This is a genomic window from Pedobacter sp. BG31, from assembly GCF_042464845.1.
Classification (GTDB): Bacteria; Bacteroidota; Bacteroidia; order Sphingobacteriales; family Sphingobacteriaceae; genus Pedobacter; species Pedobacter suwonensis.
Genome location: NZ_JBHNZK010000012.1, coordinates 23,194 through 43,082, shown reverse-complemented (window position 1 = coordinate 43,082; position 19,889 = coordinate 23,194). Strand labels below are relative to the sequence as shown.

Here is a 19,889-nt window from a genome sequence, read left to right as displayed (position 1 = left end):
GCGAAAAATTTTCGCAAAAACCGATCATTTTTATCCAACGAATCCAATGCGACGTTAAAAAGTATAACCCAGTCCAATTCCGACGGTTAATAGGGTTTCATCACCTGTTATCAGCAGTGCGCCGGTTCTATACATCAATCCTCCTGTTGGCTTCTGGTGTCTAAAACCAGCCCTTATCATTACGGGGGTATTTACAGTGTTGTGATGAAAATTATAATCATATCCGTTGATGGTAAGCAGTTGCCCTGAAAAACCACTTAACGGCTTCAATACGGTTAGACCAATACCTGTTTCGAAGAAATTTTTAGATGTACTGCTTTTGCTTAGGAGAAGATTTGCCTCGAGTGGAAAAATCAATACATCCTCGAGAGTTGAAAAACCGACTCTAGGTACAATCTTTATTTGATTGCTTAATTGAAAGATCCTGTCGTAATTGATTGAATATACACCGCCATTTCCAAGAAGTTCCGCATAAATGCTGTTTTTTTTGAGGTAAGGTTGTGTCAATGTTGAATCCTGGGCAATTGCTTTAAAGCCAAACAGAAATAATAGAGCGGTTAAAATGGGTTTCATCTTTATATTTGGTTCTCAAATCAATTAGTGAGCAATTTACCATAAAGCTATTGCAGTTGGTGGTAAATGAGAAATAATAAATTAATATAAAGAATGAAAAAAATACTGGTTAGCGGCAGCAATGGACTTTTAGGTCAGAAAATAACAGAAAAAGTACTTGCCGAAGGGCGGGTAAAGCTCATAGCCAGTTCAGTAGGGGCAAACCGTTATCCTGTAAAAGAAGGGTATGAGTACGCAGAAATGGATATACTAAATCCTGAACAGGTAAAGGCGGTTATTGAAAGATATTGTCCCGATGCAGTTATCCATACTGCTGCGATGACAAATGTAGATACCTGTGAGGAAAATAAAACACTTTGCCATCAGTTAAACGTTGAGGCCGTCGCAACTTTGTTGTCTATATGCGAGGAAAAAAATATTCAATTGATCCATCTGAGCACTGATTTTGTTTTTGATGGAAAAAACGGACCTTACAAAGAGGAAGATGCGGTAAATCCGGTTAGTTATTATGGCGAATCTAAGGTGATGGCTGAAGAGCTGATTAAAAATTCAAAGGCAAAATATGCCATTTTAAGGACAATATTGGTATATGGTATTAGCCACGACATGAGCCGGAGCAACATTGTGCTTTGGGCTAAAGGTGCCTTAGAGAAAGCATCGCCCATAAATGTAGTGAACGATCAATGGCGCATGCCAACCCTCGCCGAAGATCTGGCCGAAGCCTGCCTGTTGGCTGTTGAACATAATGCCAGGGGGATTTACCATATATCTGGCAAAGATTACATGAGTATTGCCGGTTTAGTGAGAAAAGTTGCCGATTATTGGAAACTGGATCAGTCGTACATTAATGATATCAGTTCAGTAAGTTTAAACCAAAAGGCTAAACGGCCTATAAAAACGGGATTTGTGCTGGATAAAGCCATTAAAGATTTAGGATATAGCCCACATTCTTTTGAAGAAGGATTGCTAATTTTGGAGCAGCAGATGAGAGTTAGTCCGGAGTCGTAAGTCTTAAAATGATTAAACAATAAAATACTTTACATTATACATTAAATAAAAAAACAATGGCATTACAAGTTGGCGATACCGCCCCAGATTTTAAATTATACAGTTCTGATTTAACAGAGGTTTCCCTTTCAGGTTTTAAAGGCAAAAAAGTAATTATACATTTTTTTCCGATGGCTTTTACCGGAACATGTACTGAACAATTATGTACCATGCGTGATAATTTCAGTTATTACGAAGGTATCAATGCACAGGTAATTGGCATTTCTGTAGATTCGCCGTTCTCGTTAGCTAAATTTAAGGAAGTGCAAAATTACCAGTTCCCGTTATTATCTGATTTTAATAAAGAAGTATCAGCAGCATATGGCGCTTTTTATGATGAGTTTTTCTTCGGATTAAAAGGTGTGTCGAAAAGAGCTGCATTTGTAATCGATGAAAATGGAAAAATAGTTTATGCTGAAGTTTTGGAAGATGCAAAGGATTTGCCTGATTTCAAGGCGATTAATGATGCATTAAGTGCATAAGGCATAACCATCAAAGAATTTTTTTGAGATTTTTTTTAAAATTTAGTTGGAAATTAAAATATCAAGTTATACCTTTGCAGTCCGTTAACGATACGGAAACGCATTCGTAGCTCAATTGGATAGAGCATCTCACTACGGATGAGAAGGTTTGGGGTTCGAATCCCTACGAGTGCACCTTTGCGGAGTACAAATCTTTTAAAGATTTTGCTCCGCTTTTTTTATGCACGGCAGACTTTGGCTAAATCTCTACAAACCTGTTATAAGACATCAGTCCCGGGAAACAGGTCCTTCAGGTGTGGTTAGGCTAATTGAACGTAGAAGGACTTCAGATTGCTGAACTGCCCATAGTGAAAGGCGACCATCAGGGTAATCATTTTACTGCTGCAGAGTCAGGTTTTCCTGTTACGCTCACCGAGAGAACGGTCTTGGACTAGCTGATTTTCAATTTCTGGCATTATTTCCTTGCAGAAATCATCAACTTGTACGAAAATTTCTGTAATTTTATCTTTGATTGTAGGACTTTTTTTAGAAAATTGATTGTCAGTTATATATAAAAAAAATCACGCCCTTTGCTCTTTTTTTCCTAACTCACATTAAAATAAGGATAGAATAATGCGTAAAAGACAGGATAGATTACCTCTTTCGCTGGAAATAAAATTGTTTTAAAGTTTTGTTGATTGGTAGTAGATTGGCAAATTGGACTCAATTTAATCGATTTATCCACTTCATTATTAATCCTACAGTTACTTACCTGAACCGTCAATTTAAACCGTAAAAAAACTCCTTAGTGTGAAATTAGATGTTATGTTTCAAGCAGGGGAAATTGTTTTATTGACTTATATTGAGAACTATTTTTTCAATAGAAGAGCGCTGAACCTTTAACTTTCCATTAATAAAACACATCAGTCCTTTTCCCTTTTTATATTTTTTTCCGTACCTGTCATAAACAATGCTTAGGGTTTTTCCGTGGTAGGAAATATTATCCAGACAAAACCATTCCCAGGTATTTTCTGGAACTAGCGGATTAATAATTACTGTATCATTATCCTGCGGCCTTATACCAACCAAGCCACTAATGACTAAATCTGCAAAGGTGGAGTGGTTATAGTCTTTTCCACGCTCTTCTCCGCCTTTATCTTTTGGCCAACCCAATTCTTTAAGCATGGTTCTGGATATCCAGTCGCCAGTAAAAGGATTAATGTTTTCATCTATCCAGGGGTTTAATGCCCCGTCCTCATTTATTCGCCGGTGTGCATTAGCGAATATTTGAAGCTGCTCCATGTAGTCTTTCTTACTGACGGTCTTCTGTTGATAATTGTTGAGTAAATTAGCAAGTGCAGTTAATGTAATGGACGTTGAGTAAGGCCAGCTAGGGCCATTCCATTTGCACTCGTGCCCTGTATATGATAATTCAAATTCACGATGGCCCTGTTCGGCAGTGGTAAGCCCATAAGGGGCGTAAAATCCATCCTTCGAATGGATCAGTTGCCATGCATTTGCATATTTTAGGTTATCTGGCGGAAGATTAAAATACCACGGCGTATAACCCAGCAATTCTCTAACGTCGACAAGTTTTTCAGAATGGTAAGGCATGGTTTTAAAAAAGCCTTGTTTTTTGTCCCAAAGTTTTTTCACAACCAGTTTTTTTAAGGAATCTGATTTTGCGAGGAAGATGGAGGCCATTTCTTTTTTTCCGGACAGGCCGGCAATTTTTGACAGTGCAATAGCATCACCGTACATATAGGAGTTGATGGTTGGTCGTTTGCCATGCTTGCCGATAGACATCTCCATCGCATCCCGGTCATCAACAGTACTAAACAAACCATCCGGATTCTTACCTATAAACATCTTTTGGAAAATGCGGCCCTTTTCCCAGCTGTAATAGTTCGCTGTTAAATCTTCGCTCAGGTCTATCAAAAGGCTCTTATCGCCGTTAACTAAGTAGTTGGCCCAAAGTGCATCTGCTGCCCAGAAACTGTAACTTCTCACATCTCCACCTTTCCTGAACCAGAAATTGGCATAATCTTTAATATAGCGTTGGTCTTTAAGCCATCGTCCTTCATAAATATGCAGCGCAGCAGCACAATTAATGGAGTTATACTTGCCGGCCCAGTATACATTTGGCAAAAACTCGGTAATGATAAAACCATCAGGTGTATTTTTGATGTGTTTTCTAAAAGTCCACCATCTGAAATAATAGGTCAATTCCAGATTTTTATCGGGACACTCAAACAGCGGGATGTTGGTTGATAGAAAATCCCAGGCTTTAGCATTTGGAATATAATTGGTGTAGAGTTCTTTATCATTTGAGTTGAATTCTTCAATGTAGTGGCGATAATTTTGTTCCTTGAGCACAAAATCCGATTGCCCCGACACCTTAAAGCTATACGAGCTGACGAGCAAAAGAAGATAGAAACTTAATTTCATTGAATAGTTTTTTATTAAGGCAAATTGTTACCCTGCGTAGCAGGCTAATCTAAGCAATAATTTGTAAGCCTTTTAGTTAGATTTTAGCTGATATTAATAAATTATTTGCTCAGCATTTCCAGCAGCTTCGGATATAATTCATCGATTTTTTTATCGGGTGCTGATGCGCTCGCTTTTTCCAGAGACGAGATAAAAGTTTCCATTTTCGGAAAGTTACGTTCTGCCATCAACCGGATCACACCTCTGTGTGTTTCCTCATATGGTGTCTTGTCATCGTTGTCTCTACAATATAACAGAATAACCCCAAAAGTCATGTACTCATCGAATATTTTGACCGGTGTGGGATAACCATTAATTTGATTTGCTGAATGAAATTTTGTCTAATACAACACCTGGATCGACTGCGCGTACAAAGAATCGGTGCTTTCCTTTTGATGTTGGTGGCAGGTTAACAACAGCGCTGACAAAATTGTTTCGAATACCCTGATTTCTGTTTACACCGTTTTCATCTTCTTTGCCGTCTGACCCCGGAACCTCAATGGTGGACAGGTATTTACCGTCTATGCCAACAGCAACCCTTAGTCGCATTCCCGGATACACCCTAAAGGTTGGCATAAAATCAAGTATAGCTTTGCTGATTTCTGATCCTTCAAAATTGTAAAACAATGTTGGTGCGCTTAAATCCTGCTCATCCCAGATTTGGGTAATATTTACAGGCTTTAATACCATAGCCTTACCTGACTGGCCTAAGCCCGGTACAAGCGTCCACTTGGTTTTGCCTGATGATGACTGGCGGTCTGCTGAGGCAGCAGCTCTGATGTAGTCAACCTGTAACGCCTTCTTTGTCGTATCCGGCTGACGCGTTTCTGCCCAGGGCCAGGCCACCTGGCTGTTCCATGCCAATAATTTTTTCGCTGTAACCATACCCGGCATCATATACTGCCATTTTCCACCGGCAATCTTATTGTTAAAGTTGTCGATATTATTCTGCAACTTCGATCTTAAAGCTGTAATGGCAGCCTCATGAATTTGCTTATCTGAAGTTAAAATGGCTGCCCTGTCGTGAAGAAAGATCAAACCGCTTATCGCCAGAACATCCGAAGGAAATCCGATCATTTCTGTGTAAGCATCCTGTTGATCACGTGGTAATATGCTCAATGTATTGGCGTTCATTTGCATCATGTGTTCGTAGTCTGCCTGCAATGCTTGTGCTTCGCGGCCTGACAACGACAGAGCCCATTCTCTGTTCATTAATTCGGGCTTTCTTACGGTACCTAACCTGTAATAAGCTGTCAATAATTCTGCAATTGCTGGTGCCGACTGCCGGTTAAAATGTTCTGTGGCAAAAGCAGATAGGAATTGCGGTTGTGTATTAGCCTGCTGTTTTTCCGGGTTCCAGGCCAACCTCGAAAAATAATCAATACCTAGTTCCATGGGTTTGATGTCGCCAACATTGATTACCCACATACGCCGTGCCTGGTTTTCCCAGGCCTTGTGAAATTCCTCCCACATCAGGGCGGGTGCTGTGGTATTGATCCACGTATAGGAGTGCGGATAGCCATAGTAAGAAAGATGCCAGTAAAGTCCGCTGCCGCCATCGCGCTTACGTTCCTCCGGGTTAGATAAGCGCCGGATATAGCCAAAATTGTCATCTACCCAGATCAAAGTGACATCATCTGGTACTTTTAAACCAGCGTCGTAGATAGGCAGCACCTCTTTGTAGGGGACAAAACACTGAGCCACTGGACCGAACTGCTTAGTCACATATTGGTTTATAATATTGCGTTGGTCTCTGAACACCTTTTGAAGCACATCTATTCGATCAGTGATGCGGGTCGGCGGAGTTTCCATTCCACGGTCGTGTATACCACGTATACCCATCGTCCATACGGCTTCCTTATCCTTCCGGAAGATGGCGGTATTTTCCCATATTTTATAAATAGTGTCTCTGTTTGTGCTGTAATTCCAGGCTCCACGCAGGTTTTCTTTCCAATGGACGTTGTTGTAAAGCATTGGCTCACAATGGGACGAACCTGCAACAATTGCATATTTATCGGCCAGTTCCACGTTTGCAGGTGTGTCGCCAAATTCTTTGGATACTTCATGCATTGCCGGCCAGAAATAATTTAAACGTAGACGGAGCATCAATTCAAAAACCTTTTCATAAGTCTTCGGTCCAACACCTTCGCCGAATTCTTTTTCAAAATTCTTGCGTGCCCATTCATTAATACCCCAATCTTCGTCGTTAATGAATATTCCACGATATTTTATCGCGGGTTCATCAATCTTTGTAGCCGCTAACGATAATGTTAACATTTGTTGCTTTTTTACCGGTACATCTGCCCACCATTCCCAGGGAGATACACCCATCAGCTTGGATAGCTGTAATAAACCATAGGCTGTACCACGTCGGTCGCTCCCTGCAATTATTAGTGCTTTCTTAACTCCGGGCATAGGATTGGCAACAAGCTGCCACATCGTCGCTTCCCAGTGCCCTTTTATTTTACTGGTTGTTATTTTACCGCTGGCAATCAGCCCGTCAATCAATTTTGAATTACCTATTGTTCCTGCAATAATCAGCTGCGGTCCATTTTTTGTACTGTTACTCACTTTTGGCTTTCGGCCGGTAACCTTGCGGATGTCTTCCGCCAAAAAATCTGCGGCAAGCTTTACAGCGGGAAAATCAAGACTATCTATTACAATTGGTGCCTGCATCGTTTTTCCAGCCAGCGTAAAGTCAGTGGAAACTTTAGCAGCGGAGTTACGGACGATCATCGTTTGTCCGTATAAGGTTCCGGAGCATAACAGGAAGCAAAGTAGCCCAAAAGTTTGCAGTTCTTTTTTCATTAGATTTTATTGAAAATTAAAATTAACCAATTTGTTGTTACCATCTTTAATTAAATTGACACTATTCGTTGAACATCCGATTTGGTAGTTCATGAAAAAAACCTGGATGCTTTGTCGCAAAGGGGAAGTGCTGAAATCATCTACCACCTTTGTGTTATCTTGCCTAGGGAAAAGATCGCAATATGAATCTAGTCCGAGAAGCATCATCAGCCGCCCGAAATGAACGTATATAAGGGGCGAGAGCGTTACTTTAAAGATCGTTTTTCCAGAAATGGCAGAAAGAAACCATACATGCCGGGTTGCTTGAACATTAGTCAAAGTAATTATGTGGATTTACCATCTGCAATGATTTGTGATACAAAATAGAACCAACTAATTTTGTTGTTATTTTTTACCAAAGGTTTTAGGATCGAACGCTCTATCTATTTTTTCGGCCATATATTGTAAATGGGCTTTGCTTTTGGCATCATAAGTACCTGCAATGTTCATGTTAATTGCTTTTTTTAATGCCCTAAGATGTTGTCGTACAATAATTATCAGATCGGTAGGAGGAGGAACGATGTATGCCTCCCATGCAGGATCTACCGGTGCGGGGTTAATTATTTTAGTTAAATTATTGACGTAATCGGACTGAAGTTCCCTTCTGTACGGGTTTATGGGGGTATGGCTCAACAATTCTGACCAGATACCTTTTTTCAAATCTTCTAGAAATGCGGTGCAGGTATAACTCTGCTTATCGCCAAATTGATTGCTTGCCCGTATTAATGTGGTCATTCGACTTTCGTCCAATAATTTCTTCAACGTTTGTTTGCCAAGTTTCTCAACTATTGTTTGTTTATAAGGGCTTTCCGTTTTCTCCGTTATCGGTTTATACTGCAGCCAAGTTGGTGTTTTAAAGATTTTTTCATTTAACCAGCTTACGGCTTGCTTTTGTTTAGATACTGGTACTGGCAGAAATAATTTTCCTTTTTCTTCCACACTTTTTGATTCCATATAATAGCCGCCAACATTTACCATCACATGACCTGCATATCGGCCAAATTGTTCAACAACAGCTTCATACATTCTCGATAAATCTTCATATCCTTCATTTGGCACACGTGTCCACTCTGGTAATTGGATTAAGATTCGTTTAAGATTTTTGATGCCATAATTACTGGCCTTCACGGCGTCGTCTCCCAGATCTTCGTTTTGGCTACGCGGATCAAGTGTTCCAAATGGTAATTGAGGCCCATACCATAAGCGGTGGTTATTGCTAATGCTATCTATAATCCATTTATTCAGAAATGCTTTTTCAATCTTTGCTTCATTAATACCAGGAAATAACCGGTATCCCCATTCAATCGCCCATTTATCATAATCGCCTATCCTCGGGTAAATACCTTTGGAGCCTATATGGTCTTCAGGTTGCGCAACATAATTAAAACGAGCATAATCCATAATAGATGGCGTATGTCCATGCATTTCAACCCATTTCTTATTCCTTAGGCTGTCAACAGGTACGGTAGACGATGACCCGAAATTATGCATCAGTCCTAAAGTATGACCTACTTCGTGAGAGGATACAAAACGGATTAGTTGTCCCATTAATTCATCATCTAATTCCATTTTTCTTGCTCTTGGATCAATGGCTCCAGCCTGTATCATATACCAATCATGTAATATGGTCATTACATTATGGTACCAGTTGATATGACTTTCTATAATCTCTCCGCTCCGCGGATCATGAATATGGGGGCCGCTAGCGTTAGCAACATCAGAAGGTTTGTAGACAATAGCGGAATGCGTTGCGTCTTCCAGGCTCCAGGTACTGTCGGCTGCAGGGGCTTCCTTTGCCATAATTGCATTTTTAAAACCTGCTTTTTCAAAAGCTACCTGCCAGTCATTAACTCCTTTAATGAGGTAAGGCACCCATTTTTTTGGTGTGGCGGGGTCAATATAATACAATATAGGCTTTTTAGGCTCTACCAGTTCTCCTCTAAAATATTTATCTCTATCCTCATCTTTAGGTTCAAGTCTCCAGCGAGTAATCATTGATGAAAGTTTTACGGCCTGCGGATCGGTATCAAAATCAACATAGCTCTGACTAAAGTAACCTACCCTGGCATCCGCATAACGTGGTATCATTGGTTTTTTAGGTAATAAAACAAGAGAGCTGTTTAGTTCGCAAGTAACTGCAACACCTGAAGGATCTGATATTGATGAATAAGTTTTTACTGCATTAATCTCCAGATTGGTCTGAAAAGTCCTTACATGGTTTACATAGGAACGGTCGCTTTGTAATACACCAATTCCCCAGGCCTTTTTATCTTTTGGACCTAACCAGAAAAGACTGTTATCTCCGGTAAGATAGTCTGTTACGTCAATTACGCTTGATGTTTTATCTAGCCCAATGGCTTTAATCGGCATGCTGGCGATAATTGGTTGTATGTTTGAATTTACTACGGCTTTATACATCCCGTCAGCAATAGAATCTTTGACGATGGTATTATAGGAGATTTTTTTGATAAACACTTTATAACCAGGGCCTTTTTCAAATCTGATAACTTTATCATCTATCGGATCGCCGGCAAAACCTGCTCCTCCGATTTTCATTGAATTTGCAGCTTTTGATATACGATTAACCAATAGCATATCCCGCCCTAACAAGCTATCTGGGATTTCAAAATAATATTTATCTTCTATCTTGTGAATGGTGAAAAGGCCCTTTGTACTTTTCGCCTTAGCGGTAATCACTTCTGCATAAGGCTTTATTGATGATAGTTTTACCGAATCCTTTTTTACAGGTACTTCTGCAACCTTATTGTCGGTTGCGGTTTTCTTCTCTTTCTTTTGCGCGTATCCTTGAGTAACCAGTATCAAAGACATGCACAGCGGAAATAATAATCTTTTCATATTTTAATTGCTTAATGTTGTTTTAAGGGTGTATTTAAGTATTGATTTTTTTTGATAGAATGATAAAATCGTGGCACAATAGAATGCGCAGGAACCATCCCGGCGCCTTTAGCCGGGAATAGTTTCTGTATCGAATGGCTTTGATTTATCTTCTTAGAAGATTTTAATAACCTGGGTTTTGGATGAGCCTTGGGTTTTTTATGATTTGATTAGATGGTATGGGCAATAATTGAGCAGTTGATTTCCACGTGGGCTTTAAGTCCCCAAGTACATCGTCGGCCCTTGTTTTTGACGCTGGATTTATCAGGCTTGGCCAGCGTTTTAAATCGAACCAGCGATGGCCCAATTCACAAAATAGTTCTATTCGTCGTTCCTGTTCTACGGCCTGAAGTAAAGCAATTTTATCTGTCGCTGATGTATTGGCTAACCCTGCACGGTTCCGGATGGTATTGATATCTTCTTGCGCACCGGTTAGATTATTCTGCTGCGCCCGGGCTTCTGCGCGTATCAGGTATTGCTCTGCCAGACGTAATACCACAAGAGATTCGGGAGTAGGGGGAGCTGCAGCAGAACTACCTTTGTACTTGTAAGCGGTGCTGTCTTTTCCCCTATTAAAGATCCAATTGGTTTTACGCATATCGCCCTTTTCGAAACTCCTTAACAAGCTAGGTGCCAATGGATATTGGATAATACCGTAAGCGGCATAAGTCAGAAAAGCGCTCCCTTCTGCTGTATAAGCATAATTTCCTGCCCTATCTAATTGAAAAATGGCTTCTCTGCTGTTCTTTACAAAGATGCCAGAGATATTAGCAGTTGGCAATAAGCTATACAGGTTATTATTGTTTACTAGGGCACTGGCCTGTGCTTCGGCCTTTGCCCACTCTTTCCGGTAAAGATAAACCCTGGCAAGCAATGCCTTAGCCGCCCATTTATTTACCCTGGATCGTGCACCCTTAGCTACGCTGTAATCATCGGGCAATAACGTTTGGGCATCATTCAGATCATCAATGATCTGGGCGTAAACATCGGCTGCCGGAGTACGGGGCATGACCGCTGTTTCAGCAACGTTGGTAGAGGTGATCAGCGGAACATCACCAAAAAAATTAATCAGGTTAAAATGAGCATAAGCGCGAATAAATTTAGCTTCGCCGGTCAGTTCTTTTTTATAGGCATCCGTCATGCCGGTAGAAGCTTCAGTATTTTTGATAATGCTGTTACAATCATAAATAATCTTATAGTACCCTGCCCACATCGACTCTATACCCGCATCCGTCGGTAAAACGTTGTTTTTAATATACGCATCATTTTGTGTGGTATAATAATTCAAATCGCCGGATAAAAAACCAGCACTTGTGGTTAACTGATAAGTGAATGCAGGTTCGTTGCTCATGTCGACATATAAACCTGCAATGGCCATATCTGCATTGGAATTGCTGGTGAACAAGCTGGCATCCAGTATCTCTGTTTTAGGCGGATCAAGATCAAGATACTTTTTGCAGCCTGAAAAAAACACTGCCAGTCCCAAGCTACAGGCCAGCAGAATAATTTTTGTTTTATGGCCGTCATTGCCTGCAATAATATGCGGGTAATTCCTTCCGGATTTATTTAAATATTTTGATTTCATAATAATCGTTTTTTTAAAAGGAACATTGAACACCAGCCGTTACGGTCAAATATGGAGGGGTACTTAGCGCACCGGATTCCGGATCGACACCTCTGTACTTAGTGATGACAAACAAATTTTGGGCTTGAACAAAAATACTAGCGCGACTCATGTGTAATGGCTTTAGGTATTTATCGCGCAGAGTATACGAGAGCGCAACATTCTGTAAACGCAAGAAAGAGGCATCCTGCAAATTGGCGTCACTGTAAAAACTATAGTAAGTATAATCAAGGGAAGAATATCCTGCCGTTGTAAATTGATTTAAAAGATTATCCTCCCTTAACTGATCGATATAAGCTTTGGGAATATTGGCAAGAGAGCCGGGTACAGATGAATATGCCTCTAGACCTTGCTTTTTAAGCCCTAAAACATATCGAAAAAATATATCCAGCTGAAACTCCTTATAGGTAAAGCTGTTGCCTAGGCCTCCGTAAAAATCCGGATAACTCTTTCCTGCATAAAGCAAATCACCATTGTTATTGCCCGTGCCTGCAAATCTATTATAATCCACGATGCCGTTATTATTAGGATCTGCATATAACGGAAAACCTTTGGCATTGCGGCCAACTACCTGCAGTTTGTAAAAGGAAGCCAGCGGATGGCCAACGGTGTAGGTGTTTGCATATGGGCTGTTACCAATATTAGGGAACGAAACCAAATTGTTTTTCGGTATAGTAGCATTAAATGTAGTGATCCATGTAAAATCTTTATTTCTAATGTTGGTGCTATTCAGCGTAAGTTCCCATCCGCTGTTTTCTACTACGGCAGGAAGGTTGGCCTGATAAGAACTGAAACCGGTCTGTGCCGAAAGGGGATAATTTACCAACTGGTTACTGCTACGGTTACGGAACCAGTCAGCTGTAAGCAAAATCCTGTCTTTAAAAAAGCCCAATTCTGCGGCCAATTGCAGCTTCCGGGTGCCTTCCCACTGATAATCGGAATTCGCTATACGTGCAGGCACCAGGCCGGTAACTCCACCATAGGTATTATTTACCGTAGAACTGGTACGATAGGTTGCAAGATATTGATAGTTCCCGATCTGGTCATTTCCAACAAGACCGTAACTTCCTCTAAATTTGCCATAAGTAAACCAGTTCAGTTTGTCTTTCAGGAAAGATTCGTTTGAAAATAACCATGCCCCCCCTATGGCACCAAAATTACTATAGCGCTTGCCTGGGCCAAAACGTGATGAGCCATCCCGGCGCCCGGTCAAATTCAGGATGTATTTGTTTTCCCAATTGTAATTGATCCGGCCAAATAGTGAAGCAAACTGATAAGCGCTATAGCCATTTGAAACTGTGTAAGCAGAGGCAAGGGCCAGGTTGGATAAAAACAGATCGGAGGTATAACCGGATGCTCTGATATAGTAGGGCTGCTCATTAACCGTTTTCTGCAGGGTGGCACCTACAAGCATATCCAACTTACCTTTGCTTATGGTGCGTACATATTGTAATTGTGGCTCAAATGTATAGGTTTCGTTGGTGCTGTTTGTATAATTTGCATAAGGGGGCAGAAACGCAAGATTCGCTGGGTTAATAGCAGTGCTGGGATTCATCAAATTTTGTTTGTTATCCACCTGGCTAAATCCAACCGAAGTTTTAATATCAAGACCGGATAAAAGATTATACCGCAGGTTAAAATCACCTACCAGGGTTCGATTGGAAGCGAGATAAGTTTGATTAAGCGAGGCGTAAGGATTATCGAGCCCTCCCGCCCAGTTGAGCTGGCCATCGGTAGTGTATATTGTATAGTTTGGCGGCAGCCTGAACGCAGCCGAGGCAAAATCGCCACCGGGCATATTGATAGAGTTACTCGCAAATAAGGCTGTTGCCCCTAAATTTAACTTCTGGTTATTTGAAATATGGTTGATGTTAAAACGCACCCCACCTGATTTGCTATTCCTGCTGTCAGGAAATACGGTATTCTGTTGGCTGTAATTACTGCTGAGCAAAAAAGACGTACCGCCTGCGCCACCTGAAAAACTTGCTGAAGCGTTTGTGGTACTAGCAGTATTACCAATCAGCTGCTTTTGGAAGTCCTGAGTTTTGGTGGTATCCCAAACTAAAAGATCGGGCGCATTGTCAACTGTGGGAGTGATGCCGGCGTTAGTAAAACCCTGCCTACGCAATGCCAAGTACTCACTTATATCCAGTAAGGCTACCTTTTTTGTTACCTTGCTTATACCCCTGTTAAAAACTACATCTAATTGGTTTTTACCTTGCTTAGATCTTTTGGTAGTGATCAGTATCACCCCGTTTGCGGCTCTTGAGCCGTAAATTGCAGTGGCGTCTGCGTCTTTCAGCACCTCAACACTTTCGATATCAGACGGATTTATATTGTAAAGTGTGCTGCCTGATCCATTAGGCCCTTGCAGATCTGTAAACCCCGGGGTTGTTGCAATTGGGGCAGCAGGGTAAGGTACGCCATCAACAATAATGAGCGGATAATTAGTTGCTCCAAGTGAGTTCTGCCCACGGATCTGGATATTGATCTCTGCATTGGGCAAGCCGTTTGCCTGTGTAACCAGCACACCCGGCATACGCCCTTCAATTGCTTGCAAAATGTTGGTTACCGGTTGTTTAGCAATGTCTTCGGCCGTTATCCTTGCGGTAGAACCTGTATTTAGACGCCTGGAGGTAATTTGGCCATAAGCCATAACCTGTACTTCGTCTAGCTTACTACTGCTAAGTTTCATTTGTACTACAAATGGGTTTGGTTTTCCCTTTATCGCTACTTCCTGCTTTTCATAACCGATGTAATTGAAGATCAGTGTATCGGTATCTATTAATCCGTTGAAAGAGAACCTGCCATTTTCGTCGGTAATTATAATCCGTTTAGTTCTTTTTACACCTACCGTGGCACCTGCCAGGCGTGTACCTGTTTTTTGATCTAATACTAAACCCTTTACCTCGGCGGTCGGGATGAGCATTTTACTGATATTATCAGCAGCTGGTTCTTTTTTTTGCCGAATGAATATTGTTCTGTCGGCAATTTTATGGGTTAATGCTGTATTTTTAAAGCACTTTGTTAGAACGTCATCAACAGATGCGTTCTTAATGTGGATACTCACATTTTGCCTGGCCAATTCTGCATCGAAGAAAAAAACATAATTTGACTGCGATTCGATGCTTTTTAGTACCTTTTCAAGTGGTGCATTTTTTTCGTGCAGTGTAATTTTCTGACCGAATCCTTTAGCGCTGGCTTGTACCAGGGCAATGATAAGCATGAGCGTAGCTAATTTCATAATCAGCAAGAATTTAGGAGGAGGCCATGCCTTTGGCATTGCCCTAAAAAAGACATTAAATTTCATTAGTTTTGTAAAGTTGGGTTAATACGTAAGAATAGTTGACCAAATTGTTTTATCCCGATGTTATCGGGAAAGGGTTAACCCAGTTTAGTCCGCAGGAATGCTGTCAACATTTCTGCGGCTTTTTTAGGAACCCTATCATCACGCCTCAGCGTTGCTGTCGTAAATTTCTCTCCATAGTTTGGTTTGTTTAGATGAATGAATAGTTTATTTTTATCGGTTTATAACTATAATTTTCTTTCCCTCTATCCTGAAATGGATATTACTGTAACTCAATATATCTGAAACCTTCAAAGCGCTCACATTCCGAAAGATTTTTCCCGTGAACTTGCGATCCGGAATTTCTCCCTCGTAGCCAATATCCACATCATACCATCTGGATAATTGTCTCATTACGGTTTGAATATTAGCGTCTTTGAACTGAAACAGACCTAAATGCCATGCAATCGCCTCTTCTGTGTCCGCATGATCCAACACTTTTATCTTCTGTTCCGTTTGATTGAGATTTACTCGGGATTGTTGTCCCGGTTTGAGCATTGCGAAATCACCCTTTTTTATGACTTTTACACTCCCTTTTAAAAGCGTTGTTTTAATTTCGGGTTCATCAGTATAGGCATTAATATTGAAATGGGTTCCCAATACCTCGATAGTTTGACCCTTGCAGATTACTTTAAATGGCTTTACAGCGTTATGAGCAACTTCAAAATAGGCTTCTCCGGTAATTTCTACTTCACGGTTGCTTCCTTTGAAAGCAGTTGGATATCTGATAGACGATGCCGCATTCAGCCAAACATCAGTGCCGTCTGCTAACGTAAGGTGATACTGGCCTGACCGCGGAGTCGTCATGGTATTGTAAGTCATATCTTCTGTTAGACGCAATCTGCTTGTTGAGGCTTCTGGATCATTGTAGCGGATGTCGCCATCGGCAGTTTTATCAATTATAGTGGTTCCCTGCTGAACTAACCTGCCATTTTTAGCATCATTTAGGATAATCTGCTGACCGTTGGCCAGGGTCAGGATTGCTTTATTACCGCCGGGAGCAATATCTTGTCTGATTTTAGATATTGTAAGCTGTTGTTTTTGCCTGTCAGCCAGAAAAAAATACAATCCTGAGGAAAAAAATATTAATATAGCTGCCGCTGCCGATATTTTCAGCCAGTTATAGCGTTTGCGCAATTGAATGATTTTGTTTTCTTCAAATAGCATTGCATTGATCTTAAGGAGCATTCTTTGCTCGTAAGCTAATCTTTCCCCTCTATCCATACTTTTCAGAATTCCTTCCTGATCATCAAAGCTATCATACCAAATATCCAGCTCCGCACGCTCAGATTCAGTAAGCTTGTTTTTCAGATATTTATTTAAAAGCTTTTTTAGATTTCTTTGATCCATAAATTTGCTGTTCAATTGTATAGTCACTTCAAAAGAGGCTAACCGCTATCTGATGTGAAATTATTTTTATGAAATTTTTAAATTGGTGTTAAATCAGGAAATAAAGCATTTTATTTCAGGAAGTGCGCGATGTAAATAAGAGTAATGATCTGAACATCATCCAAATGAGTCCGTACGATTCTTAATGCTTTGCCGATATGCTTTTCTACAGTGCTAACGGAAATACCAAGGCGATCGGCAATATGTTGGTGAGATAGGTGTTCTTTGCGGCTGAGGATAAATACTTCTCTGCATTTTTCAGGGAGTTGATTTATTTTTTCGTCAATGATGCGTTCCAGTTCACGTGCCTCCAAAATCTCATGCGGCTGTGGTCCAACCTTTCCTTCATTCAGTCGCATCACCCTCTGATTGTAATTCGCTCTCACTATCCTTGAACGGATTTCATTAAGTACTTTGTATTTTAAGGCATTTTTTAAGTAAGCAATGAGGGATGTATGGATGACAAGGCTATGCCGGCTAGTATATAAACTGATGAAGACATCCTGTAACAACTCTTCAGCGGTTTCCGTATCGCTAAGCCTTTTCCAGGCTGTATCCAATAATTCAGGCCAGTAACGGCGGTAAATTTCTTCAAACGCAAGTCTGTCATCTTCCTTTAAAAGGAGTGTTAATTCTTGGTCGGAAAACAAATTATATGCTGACATTTTGGTAATTCCGTACGAATTTACGGAAAAAAGAGGTTAATTCGGTGAAAACAACAACAGATCTCCAATTTAAGTATGTCAATTTTGCTAAATCTCAAAAAAAAGAATTTTTTGATCGTCATTTTGTTTTCAGGTGTAGAACAGCTCGCAGAAAGCCGGATGCCCAAACATTTTAAGACGACATAGGCTTGTTCATAAAAAATATAAGTTTGAGGAGCTTACTGTCCAATTCTTGATGAGCGTATAGCTAAACCGATAATTTATTGATAAATGCTGAACATGACGACTTTAGTAAAAGTTAGGATTGGAAATTCTATAATTGATCTTTTGATTCCCGATACTTTTTATTTATGATTCGTTTAAACAACTTTGATCAGATTAAAGTTTTTAAATATTAAATCATTGAATTTCATTGGGTATTGCCGGCTTATTGCATTGATTTTACACTGGAGAGTAGGAGAGACCGATTTAAATCTATCGGGAATTATTTCTTCGAAGGTACCAGACATGAATTTAAAATCAATAGGCGATGTCAATTGTAAATAAATATGCTGTAAAATATTGGTGTGAAGTTTTGCTAAAAGTAAGAATTCCAGCATTGTTGGAGATCTATCTATTATTCTCCAATAAATCCTATATTGTCGATGTTTTATGGAAATCTCCAAATTGAAATATCTGCTCTACTCCGACCAGGAACTACTCGAGTTGCTGAAGATGGGTGACCGCTGGGCATTTAATGAACTATATGGACGCTACTGGGAATCATCCTTTCATCTTGCCCGAAATATATTGAAGGATGGACCGGCCGCTGAAGATGCAGTACAGGAAGTATTTGCTGAAATATGGCTGAAAAGAGACACGAGTATAATACTCAATCCAAAGTCTTATCTTTATCAGGCCATACGGTTTCAGACTTTCAAGATCATCAGGCACAATAAGGTAATTGCTGCGCATGTGGAGCGCGATTTTATCCTTAACTTCTCAACTAATAAAGGGGAAGAAAATCTTTTTATGAGGGAAATCAGTATCATAGTCGATCAGACCGTATCAATGTTGCCTGGTAAATGCCGAGAAATTTTCGTGCTCTCCAGAAACGGACATATGTCTGCTCGTGAAATCGCAGCTCAGCTCGGTATATCGCCTAAAACAGTTGATAATCAGATTAATATTGCGTTAAAGAAAATTAGGGTAGCCTTATCCTCATCGTTGGTGCTTATAGAAATTATTCTCGCTCACCATAACAATTGACGGTTCTTCCTGATAAATATGCTCTTTAGCAAAAGAATTAGGCGTCTTATTGATTTTTTTGTAAAAAATCAATTTTCGTTTTGGGTGATGTATCGTATTTGGGGTACATGATAATGTTGAGCCGGAAATAACTCTCCGGTTCCGAAATCATATCCGCCAGATGAAAAAAAATTTTTTTAAGAGATTAATAACCCGTTATGTCAATGGGACCATCAGTGACAGTCATAAGCAGATACTTGACTCCTACTTCAGCGATAAACAGAATAGCGCAAACCAGGCCATTTCTGATGATGGGCTAAGGGATCGGATATTTAATGGAATCAACCGTAAAATAGTATTGGCGGGTCAAGAAAAATCTGGCCTTAAGCGCTATTACCGGGTTGCCGCTGCAATTACCATATTGGCCCTATCTGCACTTCTCATCTTTAAATTGAACGAAAGCCCCGCCGACAATAACCATTATTTAACCTTTGTTACCAAAAACGGGCAAAAGAAAAAAATCATGTTGCCAGATGGATCGGTAGCAGTCATCAATTCCGCCAGCACAATCCGATATTTAGAGGGTTTTGCAGGAAAGCTACGTAAGGTTGATCTGGAAGGAGAAGCCTACTTTGATGTTGCTCATGATCCGGGAAAGCCTTTTATCGTACATACAAAAAAAATAGACGTGAAGGTACTTGGAACTTTGTTTAATGTCAAGGCTTATGAAGGTGAACGAATTGAAACATCACTGATCAGGGGATCAGTACAGGTATTCATTCCATCAGCCAGAAAGGCATTGGCTACGCTGAAACCGAATCAAAAATTTGTGTTGGGAGCTGGCATTGAATCTACCGCCTCCAGACAGCTGATTGTAAAAGGCCGGGGGTTTGTGGTTACTGCACCTCTGTTACCTGTTCCAACAATCAAATCTGAAGAATGGGTGCGCAACCGCCTTAGCTTTGACGATCAGGGTTTTAAAGAAGTTGTATCATTGCTGGAGCGCTGGTACGATGTAAAGATTACTATTCAAAATCCGGAACTATTGAATTACAGGTTTACCGGAACATTTAACGATACCGGCCTGATAGACATACTGGAAGCTCTGAAAGTCTCACAGGATTTTAATTACAGAAAGGAGGGCAATCAAATAAATATTTACTAAAAAACAGGGAAATACTCTAAGGTAGATCCCTGCCGATATCAAAATTAACCGGGCATGCAAATTTGCGATGAGGATGCCCTAATTAACCTAAATCTTCTTAAAAGTATAAATAATATCAGGAATATCCGAATTTTTCCCTGTGTTCCGGATACTCATTGGTTAT

The 19,889-nt window shown here is 40.4% G+C and carries 12 protein-coding genes and 1 tRNA gene; 5 read left to right on the top strand and 8 right to left on the bottom strand.

All coding sequences use genetic code 11. The features are described from left to right. Positions 1–54: 54 nt before the first annotated feature. Positions 55–573: a hypothetical protein gene (locus ACFE6N_RS14910; RefSeq protein WP_378937691.1), complete on the bottom strand. Its 519-nt coding sequence runs from the start codon at positions 571–573 to the stop codon at positions 55–57. A gap of 93 nt (positions 574–666) precedes the next feature. Here ACFE6N_RS14910 and ACFE6N_RS14905 point away from each other — a divergent pair, with 93 nt between their 5' ends. The 3 genes from ACFE6N_RS14905 to ACFE6N_RS14895 all read left to right on the top strand — a co-directional run bounded on the left by ACFE6N_RS14905 (position 667) and on the right by ACFE6N_RS14895 (position 2,276). After that, on the top strand, positions 667–1,581 hold the full coding sequence (locus ACFE6N_RS14905) for an SDR family oxidoreductase (RefSeq protein WP_378937690.1): 915 nt from the start codon (positions 667–669) through the stop codon (positions 1,579–1,581). A 56-nt stretch (positions 1,582–1,637) separates the two neighbouring features. Beyond that, a complete protein-coding gene (locus tag ACFE6N_RS14900) occupies positions 1,638–2,102 on the top strand; it encodes a redoxin domain-containing protein (RefSeq protein ID WP_090984885.1) in 465 nt (154 codons plus the stop codon). A 100-nt stretch (positions 2,103–2,202) separates the two neighbouring features. Beyond that, positions 2,203–2,276, top strand: a tRNA-Arg gene (locus tag ACFE6N_RS14895). 654 nt (positions 2,277–2,930) lie between these two features. Here ACFE6N_RS14895 and ACFE6N_RS14890 read toward each other — a convergent pair. The 7 genes from ACFE6N_RS14890 to ACFE6N_RS14860 form a co-directional block, all read right to left on the bottom strand. After that, the gene (locus ACFE6N_RS14890; RefSeq protein ID WP_378937688.1) at positions 2,931–4,529 is read right to left on the bottom strand and encodes an MGH1-like glycoside hydrolase domain-containing protein; all 1,599 of its coding nucleotides are present in this window, start codon (positions 4,527–4,529) and stop codon (positions 2,931–2,933) included. A gap of 351 nt (positions 4,530–4,880) precedes the next feature. Beyond that, entirely contained in the window at positions 4,881–7,376 is a 2,496-nt protein-coding gene (locus ACFE6N_RS14885) for a glycosyl hydrolase 115 family protein (protein ID WP_378937686.1), read from the bottom strand. A gap of 384 nt (positions 7,377–7,760) precedes the next feature. After that, positions 7,761–10,271 (bottom strand): zinc-dependent metalloprotease, encoded by a 2,511-nt coding sequence (locus ACFE6N_RS14880; protein ID WP_378937684.1) that lies wholly within the window; start codon positions 10,269–10,271, stop codon positions 7,761–7,763. Positions 10,272–10,434: 163 nt separating this feature from the next. Further along, on the bottom strand, positions 10,435–11,895 hold the full coding sequence (locus tag ACFE6N_RS14875) for a RagB/SusD family nutrient uptake outer membrane protein (RefSeq protein WP_378937682.1): 1,461 nt from the start codon (positions 11,893–11,895) through the stop codon (positions 10,435–10,437). Positions 11,896–11,908: 13 nt separating this feature from the next. Beyond that, on the bottom strand, positions 11,909–15,178 hold the full coding sequence (locus tag ACFE6N_RS14870) for a SusC/RagA family TonB-linked outer membrane protein (protein ID WP_378937680.1): 3,270 nt from the start codon (positions 15,176–15,178) through the stop codon (positions 11,909–11,911). Positions 15,179–15,454: 276 nt separating this feature from the next. After that, positions 15,455–16,630 (bottom strand): FecR family protein, encoded by a 1,176-nt coding sequence (locus ACFE6N_RS14865; RefSeq protein WP_378937678.1) that lies wholly within the window; start codon positions 16,628–16,630, stop codon positions 15,455–15,457. Positions 16,631–16,740: 110 nt separating this feature from the next. Then, the gene (locus ACFE6N_RS14860) at positions 16,741–17,334 is read right to left on the bottom strand and encodes an RNA polymerase sigma-70 factor (protein ID WP_378937676.1); all 594 of its coding nucleotides are present in this window, start codon (positions 17,332–17,334) and stop codon (positions 16,741–16,743) included. A 651-nt stretch (positions 17,335–17,985) separates the two neighbouring features. Between ACFE6N_RS14860 and ACFE6N_RS14855 the strand changes: the two genes are divergently transcribed. Both ACFE6N_RS14855 and ACFE6N_RS14850 read left to right on the top strand, forming a co-directional pair. Further along, positions 17,986–18,582, top strand: coding sequence for an RNA polymerase sigma-70 factor (locus ACFE6N_RS14855; RefSeq protein WP_378937674.1), 597 nt, complete (start codon positions 17,986–17,988; stop codon positions 18,580–18,582). Positions 18,583–18,742: 160 nt separating this feature from the next. Continuing rightward, positions 18,743–19,726: a FecR family protein gene (locus ACFE6N_RS14850; protein WP_378937672.1), complete on the top strand. Its 984-nt coding sequence runs from the start codon at positions 18,743–18,745 to the stop codon at positions 19,724–19,726. The last annotated feature ends 163 nt before the right edge of the window (positions 19,727–19,889 follow it).